Origin of the sequence: Curtobacterium flaccumfaciens UCD-AKU (assembly GCF_000349565.1) — a bacterium.
In the GTDB taxonomy this organism is placed as follows: Bacteria; Actinomycetota; Actinomycetes; order Actinomycetales; family Microbacteriaceae; genus Curtobacterium; species Curtobacterium poinsettiae.
In genome coordinates this window covers 54,657-72,325 of sequence record NZ_APJN01000047.1, presented here as the reverse complement: position 1 = coordinate 72,325, position 17,669 = coordinate 54,657, and the positions used below count along the sequence as shown (strand labels likewise).

At 67.1% G+C, this 17,669-nt stretch carries 22 protein-coding genes; 16 read left to right on the top strand and 6 right to left on the bottom strand.

The features are described 5' to 3' along the window. From H489_RS21095 to chrA, 5 genes are all read left to right on the top strand, one after another. Positions 1–672, top strand: a 672-nt coding sequence (locus tag H489_RS21095; protein WP_017885633.1) for an ArsB/NhaD family transporter, incomplete at its 5' end; no start/stop codon positions are given. A 20-nt stretch (positions 673–692) separates the two neighbouring features. Continuing rightward, complete coding sequence (locus tag H489_RS21090) at positions 693–1,109, top strand: arsenate reductase ArsC (RefSeq protein ID WP_017885632.1); 417 nt, start codon at positions 693–695, stop codon at positions 1,107–1,109. Between the two features lie 20 nt (positions 1,110–1,129). Then, the gene (locus H489_RS21085; RefSeq protein ID WP_017885631.1) at positions 1,130–2,554 is read left to right on the top strand and encodes an FAD-dependent oxidoreductase; all 1,425 of its coding nucleotides are present in this window, start codon (positions 1,130–1,132) and stop codon (positions 2,552–2,554) included. 13 nt (positions 2,555–2,567) lie between these two features. Beyond that, a complete protein-coding gene (locus H489_RS21080) occupies positions 2,568–2,960 on the top strand; it encodes a low molecular weight phosphatase family protein (RefSeq protein ID WP_017885630.1) in 393 nt (130 codons plus the stop codon). Positions 2,961–2,992: 32 nt separating this feature from the next. Further along, positions 2,993–4,213, top strand: a complete 1,221-nt coding sequence (gene chrA / locus H489_RS21075; protein WP_017885629.1) for a chromate efflux transporter — start codon at positions 2,993–2,995, stop codon at positions 4,211–4,213. A 158-nt stretch (positions 4,214–4,371) separates the two neighbouring features. Here chrA and H489_RS37575 read toward each other — a convergent pair whose 3' ends face one another. Further along, positions 4,372–5,262 carry a hypothetical protein gene (locus H489_RS37575; RefSeq protein ID WP_152427128.1) on the bottom strand — a complete coding sequence of 297 codons (891 nt, stop codon included), beginning with the start codon at positions 5,260–5,262 and terminating at the stop codon, positions 4,372–4,374. 70 nt (positions 5,263–5,332) lie between these two features. Continuing rightward, positions 5,333–5,635, bottom strand: a complete 303-nt coding sequence (locus tag H489_RS21065; protein ID WP_017885627.1) for a hypothetical protein — start codon at positions 5,633–5,635, stop codon at positions 5,333–5,335. A gap of 501 nt (positions 5,636–6,136) precedes the next feature. Between H489_RS21065 and H489_RS21060 the strand changes: the two genes are divergently transcribed. The 6 genes from H489_RS21060 (at position 6,137) to H489_RS21040 (ending at position 10,915) form a co-directional block, all read left to right on the top strand. Beyond that, positions 6,137–6,583, top strand: coding sequence for a hypothetical protein (locus H489_RS21060; RefSeq protein WP_017885624.1), 447 nt, complete (start codon positions 6,137–6,139; stop codon positions 6,581–6,583). A 217-nt stretch (positions 6,584–6,800) separates the two neighbouring features. Beyond that, positions 6,801–7,349 (top strand): hypothetical protein, encoded by a 549-nt coding sequence (locus H489_RS37570; RefSeq protein ID WP_152427127.1) that lies wholly within the window; start codon positions 6,801–6,803, stop codon positions 7,347–7,349. A gap of 204 nt (positions 7,350–7,553) precedes the next feature. Then, positions 7,554–7,742, top strand: a complete 189-nt coding sequence (locus tag H489_RS21055; RefSeq protein ID WP_152427126.1) for a hypothetical protein — start codon at positions 7,554–7,556, stop codon at positions 7,740–7,742. A gap of 37 nt (positions 7,743–7,779) precedes the next feature. After that, the gene (locus H489_RS21050; protein ID WP_152427125.1) at positions 7,780–8,064 is read left to right on the top strand and encodes a hypothetical protein; all 285 of its coding nucleotides are present in this window, start codon (positions 7,780–7,782) and stop codon (positions 8,062–8,064) included. Positions 8,065–8,902: 838 nt separating this feature from the next. Then, positions 8,903–9,298 carry a DUF3846 domain-containing protein gene (locus tag H489_RS21045; RefSeq protein WP_017885621.1) on the top strand — a complete coding sequence of 132 codons (396 nt, stop codon included), beginning with the start codon at positions 8,903–8,905 and terminating at the stop codon, positions 9,296–9,298. 105 nt (positions 9,299–9,403) lie between these two features. Then, positions 9,404–10,915, top strand: a complete 1,512-nt coding sequence (locus tag H489_RS21040; RefSeq protein WP_017885620.1) for a ParB/RepB/Spo0J family partition protein — start codon at positions 9,404–9,406, stop codon at positions 10,913–10,915. Between the two features lie 205 nt (positions 10,916–11,120). On the opposite strand, the gene H489_RS21035 is transcribed toward H489_RS21040, so the two are convergent. After that, positions 11,121–11,471: a hypothetical protein gene (locus tag H489_RS21035; protein WP_017885619.1), complete on the bottom strand. Its 351-nt coding sequence runs from the start codon at positions 11,469–11,471 to the stop codon at positions 11,121–11,123. 362 nt (positions 11,472–11,833) lie between these two features. On the opposite strand from H489_RS21035, the gene H489_RS21030 reads away from it, so the two are divergent. From H489_RS21030 to H489_RS21010, 5 genes are all read left to right on the top strand, one after another. Beyond that, the gene (locus H489_RS21030; protein WP_017885618.1) at positions 11,834–12,034 is read left to right on the top strand and encodes a hypothetical protein; all 201 of its coding nucleotides are present in this window, start codon (positions 11,834–11,836) and stop codon (positions 12,032–12,034) included. Between the two features lie 94 nt (positions 12,035–12,128). Continuing rightward, complete coding sequence (locus H489_RS36545; protein WP_152427123.1) at positions 12,129–12,680, top strand: LPD29 domain-containing protein; 552 nt, start codon at positions 12,129–12,131, stop codon at positions 12,678–12,680. Positions 12,681–12,791: 111 nt separating this feature from the next. Beyond that, on the top strand, positions 12,792–13,232 hold the full coding sequence (locus tag H489_RS21020; protein WP_017885616.1) for a hypothetical protein: 441 nt from the start codon (positions 12,792–12,794) through the stop codon (positions 13,230–13,232). Positions 13,233–13,588: 356 nt separating this feature from the next. Beyond that, positions 13,589–13,837, top strand: coding sequence for a glutaredoxin domain-containing protein (locus tag H489_RS21015; RefSeq protein ID WP_017885615.1), 249 nt, complete (start codon positions 13,589–13,591; stop codon positions 13,835–13,837). After that, positions 13,837–14,289, top strand: coding sequence for a hypothetical protein (locus H489_RS21010; RefSeq protein WP_017885614.1), 453 nt, complete (start codon positions 13,837–13,839; stop codon positions 14,287–14,289). Before H489_RS21015 ends, H489_RS21010 begins: the two co-directional genes overlap by 1 nt. 475 nt (positions 14,290–14,764) lie before the next feature. Here the strand turns inward: H489_RS21010 and H489_RS21005 are convergent, their stop codons facing one another. From H489_RS21005 to H489_RS20995, 3 genes are read right to left on the bottom strand one after another with little or no spacing between them, the layout of a single operon-like run. Then, positions 14,765–16,027, bottom strand: coding sequence for an MFS transporter (locus H489_RS21005; protein ID WP_017885613.1), 1,263 nt, complete (start codon positions 16,025–16,027; stop codon positions 14,765–14,767). Then, a complete protein-coding gene (locus H489_RS21000) occupies positions 16,024–16,722 on the bottom strand; it encodes a hypothetical protein (RefSeq protein ID WP_152427122.1) in 699 nt (232 codons plus the stop codon). Before H489_RS21000 ends, H489_RS21005 begins: the two co-directional genes overlap by 4 nt. After that, on the bottom strand, positions 16,719–17,624 hold the full coding sequence (locus tag H489_RS20995; protein ID WP_152427121.1) for a hypothetical protein: 906 nt from the start codon (positions 17,622–17,624) through the stop codon (positions 16,719–16,721). Before H489_RS20995 ends, H489_RS21000 begins: the two co-directional genes overlap by 4 nt. Positions 17,625–17,669 lie beyond the last annotated feature (45 nt).

Sequence of the window (17,669 nt, the reverse complement as noted above, 5' to 3'; positions counted from 1 at the left end):
GACCCACTCGGTGTGCCGCTCGCGGCCGTCGCTGGTGTCGGGGCGGTCGTGATCGTGCTCGTTGCCGCCCGGCAGCCCGCGTTCCTCTTCGCCCGCGCCCAGGCCGCACCGGTCCTGGTCACCACCGGCGGCACCGCCACCGTCCGTGCCGCCGGTAGCGGTGCGGGTGCGCCGTCGGGGCGGGTGATTCCGGTGTGGAAGACGATCCGGGAGGCGCCGTGGCAGATCGTGCTGTTCTCGATCGGCATGTACCTCGTCGTCTACGGCCTTCAGAACCAGGGCCTGACCGACCACCTCGCGACGCTGTTCGACGTGTTCGGCGACCACGGGGTGCTCGTCACGGCGCTCGGCGTCGGGTTCACCATCGCGATCCTCGCGTCCCTGATGAACAACATGCCCACCGTCCTCATCGCTGCCCTCGCCATCGGCGGTGCCGGCGCGACCGGACTGACACACGAGGTGATGGTCTACGCCAACGTCATCGGCTCCGACCTCGGCCCGAAGATCACCCCCATCGGCTCCCTCGCGACCCTGCTGTGGTTGCACGTGCTGGAGAAGAAGGGCATCCACATCGGGTGGGGGCAGTACTTCCGCACCGGCATCGTCCTCACCGTCCCCGTCCTCGCCGTCACCCTCGCCGCCCTCGCCGGCTGGCTCACCCTCATCCACTGAACCCGGAAAGACACACACCCATGAGTGACAAGCCCACGATCCTGTTCGTCTGCGTCCACAACGCCGGACGCTCCCAGATGGCCGCCGGCTACGCCCAGGCCCTCGGTGGCGACCGCGTCGAGGTCCGCTCCGCCGGCAGTGAGCCGAAGGACCAGATCAACCCGATCGCGATCCAGGCGATGGCAGAGGACGGCATCGACATCGCCGGCAACCAGCCGAAGATCCTCACCACCGACGCCGTCCGCGACTCCGACGCCGTCATCACGATGGGCTGCGGCGACGCGTGCCCGATCTTCCCCGGCAAGCGGTACGAGGACTGGGAACTCACCGACCCCGCCGGCCGCGGCATCGAGGACGTCCGCCCCATCCGGGACGACATCAAGCACCGCGTCCAGACACTCCTCGCCGAGCTACTGCCCACCGAAGCAACCGCGTAACGACCAGGAAGCCGCAGACCATGACGCTCACCCTCACCGTCCCACCCCGGACCGACGCGGACCGCCTCACCGGACTCCCCGTCGCCGTCATCGGCGCCGGCCCCGTCGGACTTGCCGCCGCCGCGCACCTGGTCGAACAGGGCCTCCCCGTCGTCGTGTACGAAGCTGGCCCGACGGTCGGGACGAGCGTCCGCGCCTGGGGGCACACCCGTCTGTTCTCCCCGTGGCAGTACGTCATCGACCCTGCCGCCCAGCGACTCCTGGAAGCCACCGGGTGGGAAGCACCCCGGGCGTCGTCGCTGCCCACCGGCCACGACCTCGTCGACACGTACCTGGCACCCCTGGCAGCGACCCCGCAGCTCGCACCGGCGATCCAGTACGGCACCCGCGTGGAAGCGGTGTCACGGCAGGGCATGGACCGCACGCGTTCCATCGGCCGCGCCGACACCCCGTTCCTGCTCCGCCTGCACACCGACACCGGCGTCACTGACGTGACCGCGCGCGCCGTCATTGACACCTCGGGCACCTACACGTCCCCGAACCCCCTCACTGCCGCTGGGCTCGCACCCGCCGCGGACCTCGGCGACCGGGTCGTCCACGCACTGCCTGACGTCCTCGGCGCCGACCGTGACCGGTTCACGGGGAAGCGGGTCCTCGTCGTCGGTGCAGGCCACTCCGCCGCGAACACCCTCATCAAACTCGCAAGCCTTGCGAAGACCGCGCCGGGTACCGACGTGCTGTGGGCTGTCCGGAACGCCGGCACCGCCCGGCTCGGCGCTGACGCCGCGGACGGGCTCGCTGCCCGCGGTCAGCTTGGTTCCACCGTGCACGGGCTCGTCGAATCGGAGCGGGTGCAGCAGATCGCGTCGTTCGAGATCGACGACGTCCGCCCCGACGGCGACCAGGTCACCGTCACCGGCCGGCGCGCCGGTGAGCCGTTCGCGGTGACCGTCGACGTGATCGTGAACGCAACCGGGTTCCGGCCCGACCTCGACATGCTCCGAGAGATACGGCTTGGCCTGGACGACATCGTCGAAGCGCCCCGTGCGCTCGCACCGCTGATCGACCCGAACCTGCACTCCTGCGGCTCCGTGCCACCCCACGGTGTTGCAGAGCTTGCCCACCCGGAGCCGGACTTCTTCATCGCCGGGATGAAGTCCTACGGCCGCGCACCCACGTTCCTGCTCCTCACGGGCTACGAGCAGGTCCGCTCCATCGCCGCAGACCTCGCTGGCGACCACGCCGCTGCCCGACTCGTCGAACTCGTCCTCCCGGAAACCGGTGTGTGCTCCACCGACCTCGGCGGAACGTCCTGCTGCACAACGTCACCCGACGACGCCACGACGACCACGGCTCCGACCACAACCGTTCACATCGCCGCGCCATGCTGCTCGACGCCAGAACCGACATCCACCACCGACACCAACGCGTGCTGCACCACCTGACGGGAAGAAACCGATGACCGACAAGCCCATCGTCTTGTTCATCTGCAAGCACAACGCTGGCCGCTCACAACTCGGCGCTGCCCTGCTCGAACTCACCGCCGCGGACCAGTTCACCGCGGTCTCTGCCGGCATCGCTCCCGCTGCGGAAGTCAACCCGTCGATCGCTGCGACCGTCGCGGAACTTGGCCTCGACATCACCGACCGGGTGCCGCGGAACGTGACGCCGGAACTCCTCGACGCGGCAGACGTCGTCGTCCTCATGAAGCCGGGCCTCGAGCTCCCTGCCGCACCCCGCGGGAAGGTCCTCCAGTGGTCCTTCCCCGACCCCAGCTCCTGGTCACCCGATGACGTCCGTCCCCTGCGCGACGCTGTCTCAAACCGAATGCAGCAGGACCTGCTGGCCTGAGTCGATCGCCAGCGCACCCAGAATCCAAGAAGATGTCCCACGTGATCGCGGAACAGTCCACCCCGACGAAACACCCCGGCTCAGTCGCAGAGGTGTTCCTGGTGTTCCTCCGCCTCGGACTGACGTCCTTCGGCGGACCGATCGCGCACCTCGGGTACTTCCGCACAGCGTTCGTCACCCGCCGGCGGTGGCTCACCGAGACGGCGTATGCGGACCTCGTCGCCCTGTGTCAGTTCCTCCCGGGTCCCGCGTCAAGTCAGGTCGGCATGGCGATCGGGCTGCAACGCGCCGGACTGCTCGGCATGCTCGCCGCATGGTGCGCGTTCACGCTGCCATCCGCGCTGCTCCTCGTCGCCTTCGCCTACACGGTCACCGCGCTCGGTGACCTGTCGGAGGCCGGGTGGGTGCTGGGGTTGAAAGCAGCAGCCGTGGCCGTCGTCGCACAAGCCGTGCTCGGTATGGCCCGCACCCTCACTCCCGACCGCCGCCGCGCGACCATTGCCGGCGCCGCAGCGATCGCCGTGCTCCTCGCGACGAACCCAGCTCTGCAAGTCGCCGTCATCGCCGCGGCCGGGATCGTCGGCTACTTCTGGCTCCGACCTGCTGACACACCTCGGAACGACACCAGCTTCACCGTCCGCATCCCAAGACCACTCGCCGTCAGCGCGCTCGTCACCTACGGGGCACTGCTCGCGGGACTTCCAGCCGTCGCCGCGCTCACCAGTGACGGCAGCGTGCGCCTGTTCGGGATCTTCTACCAAGCCGGCGCCCTCGTCTTCGGCGGCGGCCACGTCGTCCTGCCACTCCTCGAAACCCAAACCGTCCCCACCCACCTGGTCGGACACGACGACTTCCTCGCCGGGTACGGGGCCGCCCAAGCCGTCCCCGGCCCGCTGTTCACATTCGCTGCCTTCCTCGGCGCGGTCAACAACGGCAGCCCGACGGGAGTTCTCGGCGCGAGCATCGCGACCATCGGGATCTTCCTCCCCGCCGCCCTCCTCGTCATCGGGGCGCTCCCGTTCTGGCAGGCACTCCGGAACCTTCCCGGCGCGCAACGAGCGCTCATGGGACTGAACGCCGGCGTCGTCGGGCTCCTCGCCGCAGCCCTCTACAACCCCGTCTTCACCGAAGGCATCAAATCAGCTACCGCCCTCGCCGTCGCGATCGCCGCCCTCATCGCCCTAACCCGCTGGGCAGCCCCACCCTGGGCCGTCGTCATCGGTGCCGGCATTCTCGGGCAGTTCATCCTTTAGCGTCCGCAGCACACGACAACGAGTACCGCGAAAACGACGACACCGAGCGAAGCTGCTCACATGAGACATCGAGATCCCCGGATCTTCTCGGGCTCCCGAATCGGCCGCCATGCGTGCGGTAGCCGATCGGCTATCGAGACGCTCAAACGTGACTGGTTCTACTTGCCGTACCAGTCGGGCATCTCCGAACCCACCTCAGCGTCTTGTTCGTACTGCCGCCCGGTGGTGGGGTCGTCGATCACGAGCCGGACCTGCAGATCGACGTCCGGCCTCCCGCCGTTGTGCAGAATGCGGTGCACGCGGCCTCGGCCTGTGAAGCGCATGACTTCCACCTCGCCGACAGCGTCGTCCGAGACATGGACAGCAACAGCTACCTCGAGAAACTTGCCAGGCTTGTCCCGGAACTCCATCCAGGTCGGCACACGCGGAAGAAGCTCCAACTGGCGGGTACGCGGCAAGACGGGGTGACCGGACTGCGCAACAACCCGAGCGAGAACGTCCTCGACCTGCCAGCCAATCTGACGCAGGAAGTACTCCTGCAGCGGCATCCCGATCGTGCTGAACCGGTCGTTCGTGACAAGGAAGTCGTGATACTCCGTGCTGAGGTGAGCGCCGCCGGTATTTGCCATCAGTGTTACAAACTGGCTCCACGACTGCCGTCGCTTTTGCGATCCGGGTGCGACAACCGACACAGCATCAACCCACGCTGCGAACGGCAGCCGCCGGGGAGCTTGAGGCTGTCCTGGTCCTGGTGTGTCACTTGTGGGGAGATTTCCGAACGAGAAGACGAGGTCTCGAGGCGCAGCAGAAACTCCGGCTGGCTCGCCCGAGACGAGCACCGCCGGCAGCTGGACTCCAGCGGCAGCGGCCAACCGCGCCATGCCCCGGTTCCCCTGGTTTGTCGAGTCGAGCAAAATGCGGAGCACTGTCGCGAGCTCCTCACTCGCACCTAGCTCCCGGCCCTCAACGGCAGTCAATGACCGACCCAGTCGAGCGAGGAGCACAGGTCCTTGCTTGGCTATCTCCTCTGGCGTGCGCTTGATCGGCATGAGGTGATGCTCGCACTCATGTCCTCTAAACAGGGCCGGAGCAACCGGCGGTCTTGTCTCTCGTCGGGCGTTAGACGTCGACGGTGATGCCCAGGCTGATCCACCCGTCGGGGATCGACTGCAGGTACGTCGCCAGGGCGGCGGCGTAGTTCAGCCCGGACGCCTCGTGCGGCTGGATCTCCGTCGACCGGGCAACAGCGCGGACGGTGATGTTCCCGGCCGCGGTCGAGCTCAGCGTGTTCGTCTGCACGACGTCGTACCCGGTGGTCTCCAGGCCGTCGACGGCGCGGGCCCGGGCGGTGCTCTGGTCGTCTGCGTGGCCGTCAGCGGTGATGGTGTTCGTGGAGCGGATCGTGCCGCGGACGGTGCTCATGGATCCATCTTCACCGATCGTGCCGACACCAGATTCGCGCTGCGCGCGTGCGCCCTGTCTTCGCTGCGCTGCGCAGGCCATCGGAGGGGTCGTGGCCGGTTCGGCGGCGTCGGTTCCAGCTGCGCGGGGTGGTGGGGTGATGGTGGATGGGTGATCGGTTCGCGTGTCTAGCCTGCTGGGTGTGGACGATGAGCTCGAGCGGTTGCAGTGGATGTCCGTCGACGAGCTCGCGGCCGCGCGGCGGAGCGTGATCCGCCGGTTGAACCGGCTCGACCGTTCACAGCCGGACCTGGCAGCTCCCCGGAGACTGACTTCGTAGTGCAACGAGGGAGGCCGACGGTGGCAGTGCTGAGGTGCTCGGTGATAGTCCAGGTGCGGTGCGCCGTGGTGTTCGACCGTCTCGAGCACTCCGTGTCGGCCGCGGAAAGGATGATCGCCGATCCCTCCTGCAGTCCGCAGTCAGCGGCGTAGGACGCTTTGAACGATCGATACGATCACCTCATGTGGCTTGCGTGGGTGGTTCTGGTACTGCACGTTGCCGCTTTCGTCGTACCGCTCATCGGCGTACGCGGCATCTACAAGCGTGCCCAACGCCAGCTCGACGACGCTCGCCAAGCAACCGCGGCCGCTGTAGCTGTTCTCGACTGGCATGAGGCGGAGCGGAACCGATTAGCTGAGATCGATTACGGCTCGACCGAGCGAGAATTGGGGGAAGAGCATCTGGCGGCTGAGTACGCGGCGCGAGTCTCAGCAGCTCGCCTAACGACGAAGACCTACGGCGACATGGACATCTCGCTCTTGACCAACGGTCGATCGAACCTGCTCGCTCTTGCGTCCGCTGTGCAGGTCGCGAAGATCGACGCCTTCTGGGTCATCACTGGCCTGTTCTTCGGTCTTGTCGCGAACTTGGTACCAACAATCTGGTCAGTCCCGTCGCTTGTGGCCTGAGATTGACAGGTCGCGCCGCTAGCCGAGCGGTTTACGAAATGGCAGATCCGCTCGGATGAACGAGCGCGCGTGCTAGGCTCTTGGAAGGCACCGGACGTGCCCGCAGCTCGCGCGAAGGCTTCGCCAGTCCAAGTAGTAAACGAGACCGGCCAGTTGGTTCATAGCGTCGGCTCACCCGTCATGCGAGCGCGGATCTGAGCCGGAGATGTGAAACAACATGGACACTGTCCGTTACTTCAAGACCGTCGCCAAGCGTGAGCTTGTAGCCCTTCGAGCTGTCGGTGACGCTGATCGAACGCTGCAGCAGGTGCAGCACCAGGTCGCGGCTGATGCCGGCTATGCCTCCTGGGGCAAGCTTCTCTCCGCCGACGACGCCGATCGTCAGCTTGCCGCTGTGATGACTAGTGAACCAAGGCTCACCTGGGAAGGGTTTGGTGCTGGGTACTTCACTAGGACACCCCAGGAACGACGCGTTGCATTCGCGAACGCGCGGGCGGAACTACGCGGCAAAGCCGATCGCGTCAATCGAATCTGTGAGTGGCTTGAAGCAAATATTGCGTCTCGAAAGACCATCGACCCTTCTGCTGGTAGCTACGGGCTAAAGGATCTCGCTGAACGAGACCTTGGCTGGTACCTGTCCAACGGTGAGTTCATTGCAGCCGCGATCATCTGCGGATACCCCTACCGCGCCGAGAGCGACTCTCCGAATGCCCGTTTCGGGATGAGCTCCCGCAGCATCACAATCGTGCAAAACCGGCACCGGTGATGTAGGGCGGCGTTGGGAGAGATCCCGACGGGTGCCCTATTCCGCCCCTAAGTGAGACCTGCTCCGCAGGAGTGCGCCCTGTTTCCGCTGCGCTGCGCAGGCCATCGGAGGGGTCGTTGTCGGTTCCTCGACGCCTGCTGCCTTTGCTTGAGGTGGCCGGTCATGGTGGATGGATGATCGGCTCGAATGTTTACCCTGCTGGGTGTGGACGATGAGCTCGAGCGGTTGCAGTGGATGTCCGTCGACGAGCTCGCGGCCGCGCGGCGGAGCGTGATCCGCCGGCTGAACCGGCTCGACCGTTCACAGCCGGACGTGGAACAGCGGGAAGCGGTCCTGCAGCGTGTGATGCAGCAGATTGGCGACGTGCAGGACGGCCGCCGCCGCGACCGCTGAGGCTGCGGTGTCGGCGGCCGCGGTCATCATCGGTGGCATGCCCGAACACCGGTGGGCGCCACCGATCCACCCCGATCCGCCCGAGGACCAGCCGCTCGGCATTGACGCACCGCCGGCACCGGATCGCGTGTCCGGCTACCCGGCGGTGTGGGTGCGGGTCGAGTTCACCCGGTCGGGCCCGCAGACCTGCCCCGGGTTCGTTGAGCAGGCGGACGGCGACGTCGTTTACGTGCAGCTCGTGCACATGGGCTTCGTGCACCACGTGTGGCTGCCCATCGACCGGATCAAGAAGCGGTCTCTGCGGCCGCAGGGGCGCCGCTGATGGGTCAGCGCCGGCGTGGCCGCTGGGTGCCCGAGGAAGCCGTGTCGCTGCCCGCGGACGTCCGTGGAGGCCCCGTGAGCGACGTCAGGCCGCCGGCGCCCGTGCACGCGTGGATTCGCACCTACCGTGGTGTCGATCGCCGCGTGGAAGCGAAAGCGATCGCCGCGACCGGCGACGCTGTGCTGATTGAGTGGGGGAGTGGTCAGGCTGCGACCGCGGCGTGGGTGTGGCGGGCGGCTGTGAAGCACCGCGTGGCGGTCTCAGCGACGTCATAGCCGGGCCGGTTGCCGACGTCCGCGCACCGTGCGTACCGTGGTGGTCTGCGTCCGGACCATTCCCCCCAGTGGCTTCGGGCGCCCGCAGCTCGAGCAGCCCCCCAATTCGCTCGAGCTGCAGCCGGCCCCGGTCTGTTCCCCCCAACAGGCCGGGGCCGCTTCACGTTCGCTGGCCTCTGCGCGCCGGCGAGCTCCTCGAACACGGGAGATCTCAGCGGACCGCCGGCGGCGGCCTGTTCTGTCTGGGCGGGCCGCCTTCGGCGGGCTGTCCTTATCTGAGGGGAGCCGGCAAGCCGGCCAGTGCTTGTCGAACCCCAAGGGGTTCGTTGTTTGCCCGGGAAGCCTTCGGCGATTGTACGGACGAGGTTCCGGGCCGCAAGCCGTCGCCACCGCCGCACGCGAGAACTTTCGACCGGCGCCGTCGTGCTCATCTCCTCCGTCAATGGACGGCGCCGGTCGAAACTTCTCGGAGCGTCGCCGCTTTGGGCTTGCACCCCGGCTCCTCGTCCTATCGGCACTACGTGCCTTCCCGGGCAAACAACGAAAGGGAGAGGAAGAAGGAAATGAAGTTGATGGGTATTCGAGCGACCGCAGGCGGTGCGGTTGAAGGCGTCGTCGTGAACGCGGCGCAGTCGACCCTGCAGGGCACGCGGGAGCAGATCGGGTGCCGCCTGGTGGACGTGGTTCGCCTTGACGGCCGGATCGATGCGTGGATCGATGACGAGGGCTTGTACGCGGGGGAGCGCAACGACCTCGCCACCGTCGCAGCGGTCGCCCTCGGCCGTTCCCGGGCGGCGTCGCCGCTGTTCGGGACGGTCCTGTTCCTGACCTACGACGAAGCCGGGGACACCCGGTCGCTGTCGCCGGATCAGTACACGGCCGTCATGCGCGCCTTCCGGCACGCCCGTGCGGCGCTCACCCGGGCGGAAGCACTGTCCGCAGTGTTCCGCCAGCAGTAACACCCAGTAGTCCCACCCATAAGGAAAGACCGGGTGCGGAGTTCCCGACAACCCTTAATTGCCAGGACCCGCACCCGGTCACTACCGGAAAGCGTAGCAAACAACATGACCATGACCGAGAACACCCAGACCACCATCACCGACCACGCTGACACCGCTGACGCGGTCGGCGTGGACCTGGTCACCATCCCGGCCGCTGAGGCCGTGATCGAGGACAACGTCCGCACCGCGGCCGACCTCGACCCCGCGTTCCTCGCATCCGTGAAGCGCCACGGGGTGCTCCTGCCGACCATCGGCTACCGGAACTCGGACGGGGCCGTGGTGGTCCGTGACGGGCAGATGCGCGTCCTCGCCGCCCGCGAGGCGGGAACGACCGTTCCCGTGTTCGTCACCGAGCGTGGCGACACCCCCGCCCAGCGGATCGCGGAGCAGTTGGTCGCCAACGAGCGCCGTACTGCGCTGACGGACGGGGACCGGCTGAACGCTTACCGGCAGTTGGAACTCGCCGGACTCTCCGTCGCCGGGATCGCCCGCGAAACCGGCACCGACAAGGAGCAGGTGCAGGCGACCCTCACCGTGGCGAAGTCGGAGGCCGCGACCGCCGCGGTGGTGGACCGGCAGGTGTCGTTCGACGCGGCCCTGCTGCTGGCCGAGTTCGAGGGCGACGAGGACGCGACGGCGGAACTGAACGAGTACATCAGCGAGGGCTACGACGACGAACTGCCGTTCGTCGCCCAGCAGCACCGGAACCGGAAGATCGCGGAAGCGGAAGCCGTGAAGGTGGCAGACCAGTACCGGGAGCAGGGTGTCGCCGTCGTGGACGACGGCACCGCGCTCGGGTGGAAGCGGCTGGACAGCCTCTCCGACGAGCCGGTCCCCGAGGACGACCCGCGAGCCATGCTCGCTCCCATCGACCCGGAGGCCCACACCGCCTGCGAGGGCCACGCGGTGCTGGTGCAGCCCATCGGCGGCGCAGCGTCCGTGACGGCGGTGTGCATCACCCCGGAGCAGCACACGGCGCGGCACTTCTACGACCGCCCCGCACCCGAGTTGACGCCGGAGGAAGAAGCCGAGCGTGCCGCCGAGGCCGAGGCCGCGAAGGCCCGCCGTGAGCGGGACGCCCGCCTGCAGGACGAGTGGACTGCCGCACGGGAGGTTCGTCGGGTCTGGCTCGCCGGACTCGTCGGGTCGAAGACGCTCCCGAAGGACGCGGCCCGGTGGACCGCTGCGGCGCTGCTGACGCCGATGCGGGACTACTACGGCCAGCGCCTCACCGCGGCCGACCTGCTCGGCGTCCCGGACGACGCCGACGCGGCCGAGTGGGCGCGGAAGCGGCCCGGGAAGGCCGGACACGTCGCGTTCGCGTTCGCCTTGGCCGAAGTCGAGTCGGCCGTGGGTCGGTACGGGTGGAGCACGCCCGCCGCCGAAACGGTGCCGTACCTCACCCAGTTGGTCGCTTGGGGCTACACGCTCTCCCATGTCGAGCAGATCGTCACCGGCGCAGCATCAGCCGACGACGAGACCCCGGCCGTAGCCGAGGCCACCGAGGCCACCGAGGCCACCGAGGCCACCGAGAACGCCGACCAGGACGCCGAAGGGGACACGGCTGCCGAGTAGGTGAACCGGCGTGGGGGTCGCAGCCAGCGGCCCCCACGCCCACCCGGCACCGGTTTGTGTCCCATCCCGGGCCGTCCTGGTGTCCGTGGGCTGCGCGACGGCTCCGCCGCCGCGGCAAGAGGCTCCGCCTCCTCCCGACCTCGGCGCTGCTCGACGGAGCTCGCAGCGCGACGACACCGCAGAGCGGCGCCGCGATCAAGGCCGCTCAGGGGGAGACGAGATCCCCGGTGGTCGACGTCGTCTCACGGGGGCGGGTGATCCAGGCAAGCTGATGCTCGTCGCAGAACCGGCCGGGCAGCTCATCGCCCGTGTCGAGGTCGACCGGTTCCCACGCCTCCGGTTCCGCCGGATCGGTGCACCCGGCAACGTCGCAGGGCACCAGGTCCGCCGGCTGCACCCAGAACGAGTGCAGCACCTCGATCGACCGACCCAGGACGTGGTCGACGTCGGCGGGTGCGGATGCCGGGGGAGTGGTGTCGTCCTGCTCGAGCAGGACGTCAATCGGGTTGTCCTGGTTCCTGGGCCGGCCCTTCCGGGCGCCGCGGCGAGATCTCATGCCCCGGATGCTGCCAGCAGCACCGGTACCCGCCCTGCCGGACCCGCCGGAGACAGGTGCGTCCAGAGCTTCCGGCCGGAGGCCGGGAGTCGCTTCGCTCCGGGTGGAACCGGCTTCGCCGGCACTGCTGGGCCTGCGGCCCGTTTCTTTGCCGTGAAGCCTTCGGCAGCGTACGGACGTCCGGGCTCCGCGCAAGCGGCAAGCCGCGGGCTCCTCCGAGATTTTCGGCACGCGGTCGCTTCGCTCCCTTATTTCGCGCCGAAATTCTCTCCCCCTCCGCCCTTCGGGTTGCACTACACCCTCCCGTCCTAGCGGCGACAAGTCGCCTTCACGGCAAAAAACGAGAGGGAGAGGAAAACCCAATGCAGCACATCGACACAGTCACCACCATTGTTCCGGTCGTGGACGAGGACCACATTCCCCGCCAGTTGAGCAAGATCGGCGAACGAGACACGGACCTTCGATCGCGCACCAAGCAGGGATACCGCCTCACCCACACGGCGACGATCCCCGGCCCGCAGTTCACGACGTTTGTGGACACGTTCGTCCGCGACGAGGACTAACCCGACAAGAAGCGGCCGGGACCAATCCGTATTTGGTCCCGGCCGCCCCCCTCACTCTCCCACGCACGATCCCTCGGAAGGAACCGACCCCGCCATGACTACCACCATTGTCCCCACCAAGCAGGTGGCCGCCCTGCTCCGCAAGGAGCTCCGCACCCGGTTCCCGGGCGTGAAGTTCTCGGTGCGCTGCTCGACCGGGACCGCTTCGGCGTGGATCAACGTCCACCACGAGGACGGCCCCACGTCCGCGCAGGTCGATGACGTGTGCCGTCAGTTCGAGGGCCGCTCGTTCGACGGCATGACCGACACCTACACCGACCACGGCACCACCCTGGTTGCCGGGAAACCGGGGGAGATGCCGACCGAAGTGCAGTACGGCTGCGACGGCATCAACACTTCCCGCGACTTCACCCCGGCAGGGAACCTCGAAGCCCAGCGGATCATCCGCGAACGCAGCAACATGCCGCACCTGGTCCTTTGCGACGAGGCCGGCGTCCTCGTCGAGGGTCGCGACATCACAGGCGGGCAGGGCTGCGAGTTCAACGACGGACAGCACGCCTGGGACCGGCCGCAACTCTCGGCCTGGTCCGCGGTCCGGTTCCTGCTGCAGCACACCGACCTCACCCCGGAACCGGCACGTCAGTAGCGGGCAGGCCGCGCCGCCGATAGCGACGGCGACGCGGCCCCCTTACCCACGGGGGTGACCACAGACCAGAGCGGGCACACCCATCCCGGAGCCTAGAGAGCCGCACCCCTCATGCACATCACCTACGAACGCCCGACCACGATTGGCGAGCAGATCGACCCGGCAGCACCCGCCGCGGACCTCGACCCGACCGGCGCCGAGTGCGCCGCGACGACGTACGACGTCGGTGGCCTCGAGTGGCACTGCACCCGCCGCCCGAACCACACCGACGACGAACACCGCGCCGCATTCGACGTCCACGGCGGCGGACCCGCCGGCGAAGTCGCGTTCGCCTGGCAGTACGAGTGGGGCGGGGCCGGGCACGGCCCGTCTTCCACCGCACCCATGACCACGGTCACCGTCACCGTGTCGTTCCCGTCGACGGCATGGACGAACGAGCAGCTGCCCGACGCGATCGCCGACGAGATCCGCTCCGTGTTCTGGGAGTGCGACCACGACGACATCACCGTGGCCACCACCGCGACCAGCACCCCGCACCCCGTCACGGGCTGAGCCGCGGAAGGCGGCGCCTGTCTCCGACATGGTCAAAAGCGCCGGGACGACACAGTTCAGGAATGCGCAGCCCACTATTCCTATCGGGTGACGGCAATAGGAACCCGGCCTTAATGCTCCTGGGGATTCCCAGCCCTCCCGCTGTTATCGATGCCCCAGCCGCACGTTCGTAAACGTCATGCCCTGGTGCCAAACAATGCAGATGCATAGGCCGGCAACAGGTGTGCCGACCGGCAGAAAAAGGTTCAAAGAATGTGCGGAAAAGGCTACCCATATCGGCCCGCGCACTATAGAATAGAAGCATGCAACGGGGGAGGGGCCCCCACCGCATCACAATCTTTCGGAAGGTGATTTCGATGAGCATCACGGTTTACACCAAGTCCGGTTTCTGCGGCATGTGCCTCGCCACCGAGCGTGCCCTCACCTCCGCCGGCATCGAGTACACCGAGGCGATCCTCGACGACGTCGACCAGGCGCAGATCGAGGAGTGGAAGACCACCCTCGGCATGAACGCCCCCATCGTCGTCACCGACACGGAGACCGGCTCCTGGAGCGGGTTCCGCCCCGACAAGATCGGCGAACTCGCCTCGAGCACGGCCGCGTGATGACGATGACCCTCGAGCGTCCGACCACCATCCGCCCCGACGTCATCCAGCCCGAGACCCGCGCTGCCATCGACGAGCTCTACGCCGGCGACACCGTCGCAGCGTTCCGAGCCATCGACGCCGCCACCGCCGACCCGACCGAGCACGTCCGCGAGTGGGAACTCACCGACGAGCAGCGGCAGGTCTGGGAGGCCGGCTACCTGGTCGGGTTCGCCGCGGCCGCGCCGGAGCTCATGACCGAGGTCCTCGAACTGCGCGCCCGCCTCGAGCAGGCCGAGCACGACGCCGACCGGTACTACGCCGAGATGAGCCGCCGACCCGCTCCCGCCGAACCGACCGCATCGGGTCCGACGTTCGCGGAGATCTCCCGGACCCGCGGCGAGGACGACCGCGCCACCCGCCACGAAGCGACGATGGACCGCATGTTCCCCCAGTACGCCGGCGCCCGGTGAGTTCAGATCGGGACCGGGGAGCATCAGGGGATGATCGGTGAGGGGCAAGGCGTTGACGTCGAGCAGGCGATGGCGATGATCGAGAAGTGTCAGCAGTTGGGTGGGCACTTCCCGGATGCGGATGCGCTTGGCCGAGCGAGGCGCATGGTTTCTCGAACGAAGGAAGCTTCGGGAGGACATCGGCCAGCAGTGGCTGGCAGTCGCACGAGGGCTTGAGCTTGCGGCGTGGAAGCGCGATGTGACAGCAGCAGCGTTGCATACCGAACAGGCCCGGCATCCGATCAACCGCTGGCGGGGAGCAGGTCGGGGGCCGTGGCTTCCAGCTCCTCGATGTCATGGCAGGGGCTCTCCAGAGCTACGAAGCAGGGGCGTTCCACCCGACTAGAGAGGGTGACGCCCGACGCGCGGCGGACGCGTCGCAGCTTTTCAACCGGTCCCGCCGCGCAGACTTGGTCGATGATCGTGACGTGGCTTATCAGATGCTGCGCCGCGTGCCGATGACGAGGACAACGCTCGCTGCCCCCATGACGATGGCGGCTATTGCGATCGCCGCGGGGAAGCCCATAGCGGACGCGGTAGATGCCTGAACGGCGCTGAGCGTGTTGGACGTTACTGCGGTGGCGACGAGGGACGAGATCGCGAGGACTGGTGCGGTCAGCGATGACACGCGCCCCATCGCCCCGGATGGCACTTCGGCTTGCAGGATCGGCCCCTGCGCCACGATGTAGACCGAGAAGAGCAGTCCGGCGAGGAGCATGAGCAGGATCGCGGGGGTGAACGATCGTACCGTCGAGTACGTGAAGTAGGTCGTGGCGAGAAGCAGGAGCGCGATGGCAAGCGCACGCTCGGGACGCAGGCGACGGACGATCGATGGTGCGACGAACGCGCCGAGGAGCCCGCCGACGGAGAACATCGCTGACACGATTCCGTACTGCTCGGCGGAGAGACGTACCGTCTTCAGCGCGAAGAGCGACAACGTCGAGTTGTTGACGCCGAGAGACACTCCGTACGCAGCCATCCCGACCAGCAGGAGCCGCAGCTTGCGGGACCGCCACGCGATGAGGATGCCCGCGGTGAGCTCGCGCCAGTAGTGGGTGCGCGCCATCGAGCTGTGCACTTTTCGTTCTCGAACCAGACCGACAAGCATGGCCGAGACCAAGAACGACGACGCATCGATGATGAGTGCCGGACGGGGGCCAACAGCCGCGAACAATGCCGGGCCGGCCATGGTCGCGATGATTCCAGCCCCCATGCTCGAGAACGTTGACCGCCCGGCTGCTCCTGCCCGCTGCTCAGTCGGGACGACAGCCTGGATCAAGGCGCTCCGTGCCGGGTCGAAGAACTGCGACACAGTGCTCACGAGCAATTGCATGAGTATGAGCGCCACAGGCAGCGCCGTGGTCTCCAGCAGGGCTATCGCAGCCAGGAGCGGAACGTACAGTGCCGCGCGGACCACATCAGCGGTGAGCATGACTGTTCGTGCCGTCCAGCGGTCGACGAGAACGCCGGCGAACGGGGCGAGGATCACCCGCGGAACCGCAGCGGCAGCGACCACAGCGCCGATGTACACGGGCAGCAGCGGGTCCGTGGCGGCAAGGCTCGTCGCAAGCCACACCGTCACGGTGGAGGCCATCACGTACTCGCCGAACGAGGAGAACGCCTGCGCACTCCAGAGCAACCCGAACGAACGGTTGATGAAGAGTTTCGTGATGCCGGGAACGGCCCTCGCCGTTGTCACCCGTTCGGCTTGGCGAGGCGAATCGCGTAGAGCGGCGAGACGTGTTCCGGAAAACGGAACAAACCGGCCGCTGTACTTTCGTGGACAGCTGGAGTCATCCTTGCTCGGAGAGCGTGGTGCTGACCTTCCAACACCAGTGCGTGCCCGATGCGACCGCAGGCGATGAGCGCAGCCGCATACGCTTGATCGACGTCCTGGTTCGCCGATTGGACCTGCGCCCAATCCAGCGCCAGGACGATCATCACGCCGGGGCCGGTCGCCCACTCCTGACCTTGAATCATCCGTGCGGTCTGATCGGGATCCACGGCGACGAGGGAGTTTCGGATGTGGCGCGGCTCGTGCTCGACGGTCCAGTAGCCGTCAGCCCACCCTTCAACCGTGTCCGTGACAACACCGGCGACGAAGTGCCCCTCAACGGCGAGCGCTTGGTAGAGACACCGCAACAGCGCCTGCAGGTCATCTCCAGCGAAGCTTCCCTCGGCTAACCGGGTGAGGCTCGACCGCTCGACCGCTCGACGGTACGCAAATCCGGACGTGACTTTATCGGTGAGGTACGGGCGTTCCTCTGGGACTGCGGGCTGGTCGTCTTGCGCCTTGCTGACTGTCTGGAGAAAATGGTACGGCCTGGCCCAGTTCTTCTCATCCCAGAAGTCCGGAACCTCGCTCCACCCCCGCTGATCGACGACGGTCGTCATACCCACCCCTCCAAGGTCCCAGTGACCAACCGCGGGATCTCGTCTCCCGCCAATCCGACCGTGGGGCCGAACGTGAAATCGATCGACGCCGACGAGCGATATCGCCAGTTACAGAACTTCGCGATCGCCTCAAACTGCGCATCCGCATGACCTGCATCGACGAGGATCGCGCGGAAGCTCCGGGGGTCGCGATACCGGAACATCGCACGCCGCACGACTGAGACGATGTGCGTCCGCACCACCCAGTCGGCGCTGCTTTCCACTTCCTCTGTAGCCGTGCTCGATGAGATTCGCTGCAGCTGTCGCCTGGTCGCGTTGTAGTGCCAAGTGCCGGTGGCCATCTTCGGCGACCTCAGCACTTCCAGGAACAGCTCCGACGGGTGTCGCGAACCACCAGACGGGATCGATTTCTTCACGATCTCAACCTGGTGATACCCCGTGATTGGATCGAAGTACGCCGGTTGATGGCGCCGGACGCCAAACGTGCCCGATACAATCGCGGAGAAACGGTATAAATCTGAGTTGCGGAGTTCGTCAAGAGTCAGGTCAGCAGCATCCTCGATGTCCACGACACGATCATGCACGAGCGAGAGTTCAACAGCGGGATAATCGTCCGATGCCGCATAGCCAGCCATGATGTGGGCATCCTCAACTCGAGCCACAACACCCCGTGACATGTCAAGAAACGGATGATCCGCCGTCGCAAGGTGATACCCCGACTGCGGAATCACGGGGGGAGCCGGTACTTCGACTTCGCTCGCCACAAGCAGAGCTTGAAGCCTCGCCGCGTCCCGAAGGTGCGAGTCTGTGTTGTCGATTGAGCGGGCAGCGACCCCCGTCGACCACTCCAGGGAGACATCCTCGCCGTCCCGGGAGATCATCATTGCTGCTGGATTATGCACGGCTCTCGCATTCTTGAAGAGCCGGGGGACCGGAGCCCCCCGGCT

Coding starts and splice junctions, on each gene's coding strand:
- H489_RS21030 (WP_017885618.1), top strand. CDS start 11,834: ATGCAGCACATCGACACAGTCACCACCATTGTTCCGGTCGTGGACGAG.
- H489_RS21035 (WP_017885619.1), bottom strand. CDS start 11,471: ATGAGATCTCGCCGCGGCGCCCGGAAGGGCCGGCCCAGGAACCAGGAC.
- H489_RS21050 (WP_152427125.1), top strand. CDS start 7,780: ATGCCCGAACACCGGTGGGCGCCACCGATCCACCCCGATCCGCCCGAG.
- H489_RS21020 (WP_017885616.1), top strand. CDS start 12,792: ATGCACATCACCTACGAACGCCCGACCACGATTGGCGAGCAGATCGAC.
- chrA (WP_017885629.1), top strand. CDS start 2,993: ATGTCCCACGTGATCGCGGAACAGTCCACCCCGACGAAACACCCCGGC.
- H489_RS21000 (WP_152427122.1), bottom strand. CDS start 16,722: ATGACGACCGTCGTCGATCAGCGGGGGTGGAGCGAGGTTCCGGACTTC.
- H489_RS21080 (WP_017885630.1), top strand. CDS start 2,568: ATGACCGACAAGCCCATCGTCTTGTTCATCTGCAAGCACAACGCTGGC.
- H489_RS37575 (WP_152427128.1), bottom strand. CDS start 5,262: ATGCCGATCAAGCGCACGCCAGAGGAGATAGCCAAGCAAGGACCTGTG.
- H489_RS21015 (WP_017885615.1), top strand. CDS start 13,589: ATGAGCATCACGGTTTACACCAAGTCCGGTTTCTGCGGCATGTGCCTC.
- H489_RS21040 (WP_017885620.1), top strand. CDS start 9,404: ATGACCATGACCGAGAACACCCAGACCACCATCACCGACCACGCTGAC.
- H489_RS21060 (WP_017885624.1), top strand. CDS start 6,137: ATGTGGCTTGCGTGGGTGGTTCTGGTACTGCACGTTGCCGCTTTCGTC.
- H489_RS21065 (WP_017885627.1), bottom strand. CDS start 5,635: ATGAGCACCGTCCGCGGCACGATCCGCTCCACGAACACCATCACCGCT.
- H489_RS21090 (WP_017885632.1), top strand. CDS start 693: ATGAGTGACAAGCCCACGATCCTGTTCGTCTGCGTCCACAACGCCGGA.
- H489_RS21085 (WP_017885631.1), top strand. CDS start 1,130: ATGACGCTCACCCTCACCGTCCCACCCCGGACCGACGCGGACCGCCTC.
- H489_RS37570 (WP_152427127.1), top strand. CDS start 6,801: ATGGACACTGTCCGTTACTTCAAGACCGTCGCCAAGCGTGAGCTTGTA.
- H489_RS21045 (WP_017885621.1), top strand. CDS start 8,903: ATGAAGTTGATGGGTATTCGAGCGACCGCAGGCGGTGCGGTTGAAGGC.
- H489_RS36545 (WP_152427123.1), top strand. CDS start 12,129: ATGACTACCACCATTGTCCCCACCAAGCAGGTGGCCGCCCTGCTCCGC.
- H489_RS21010 (WP_017885614.1), top strand. CDS start 13,837: ATGACGATGACCCTCGAGCGTCCGACCACCATCCGCCCCGACGTCATC.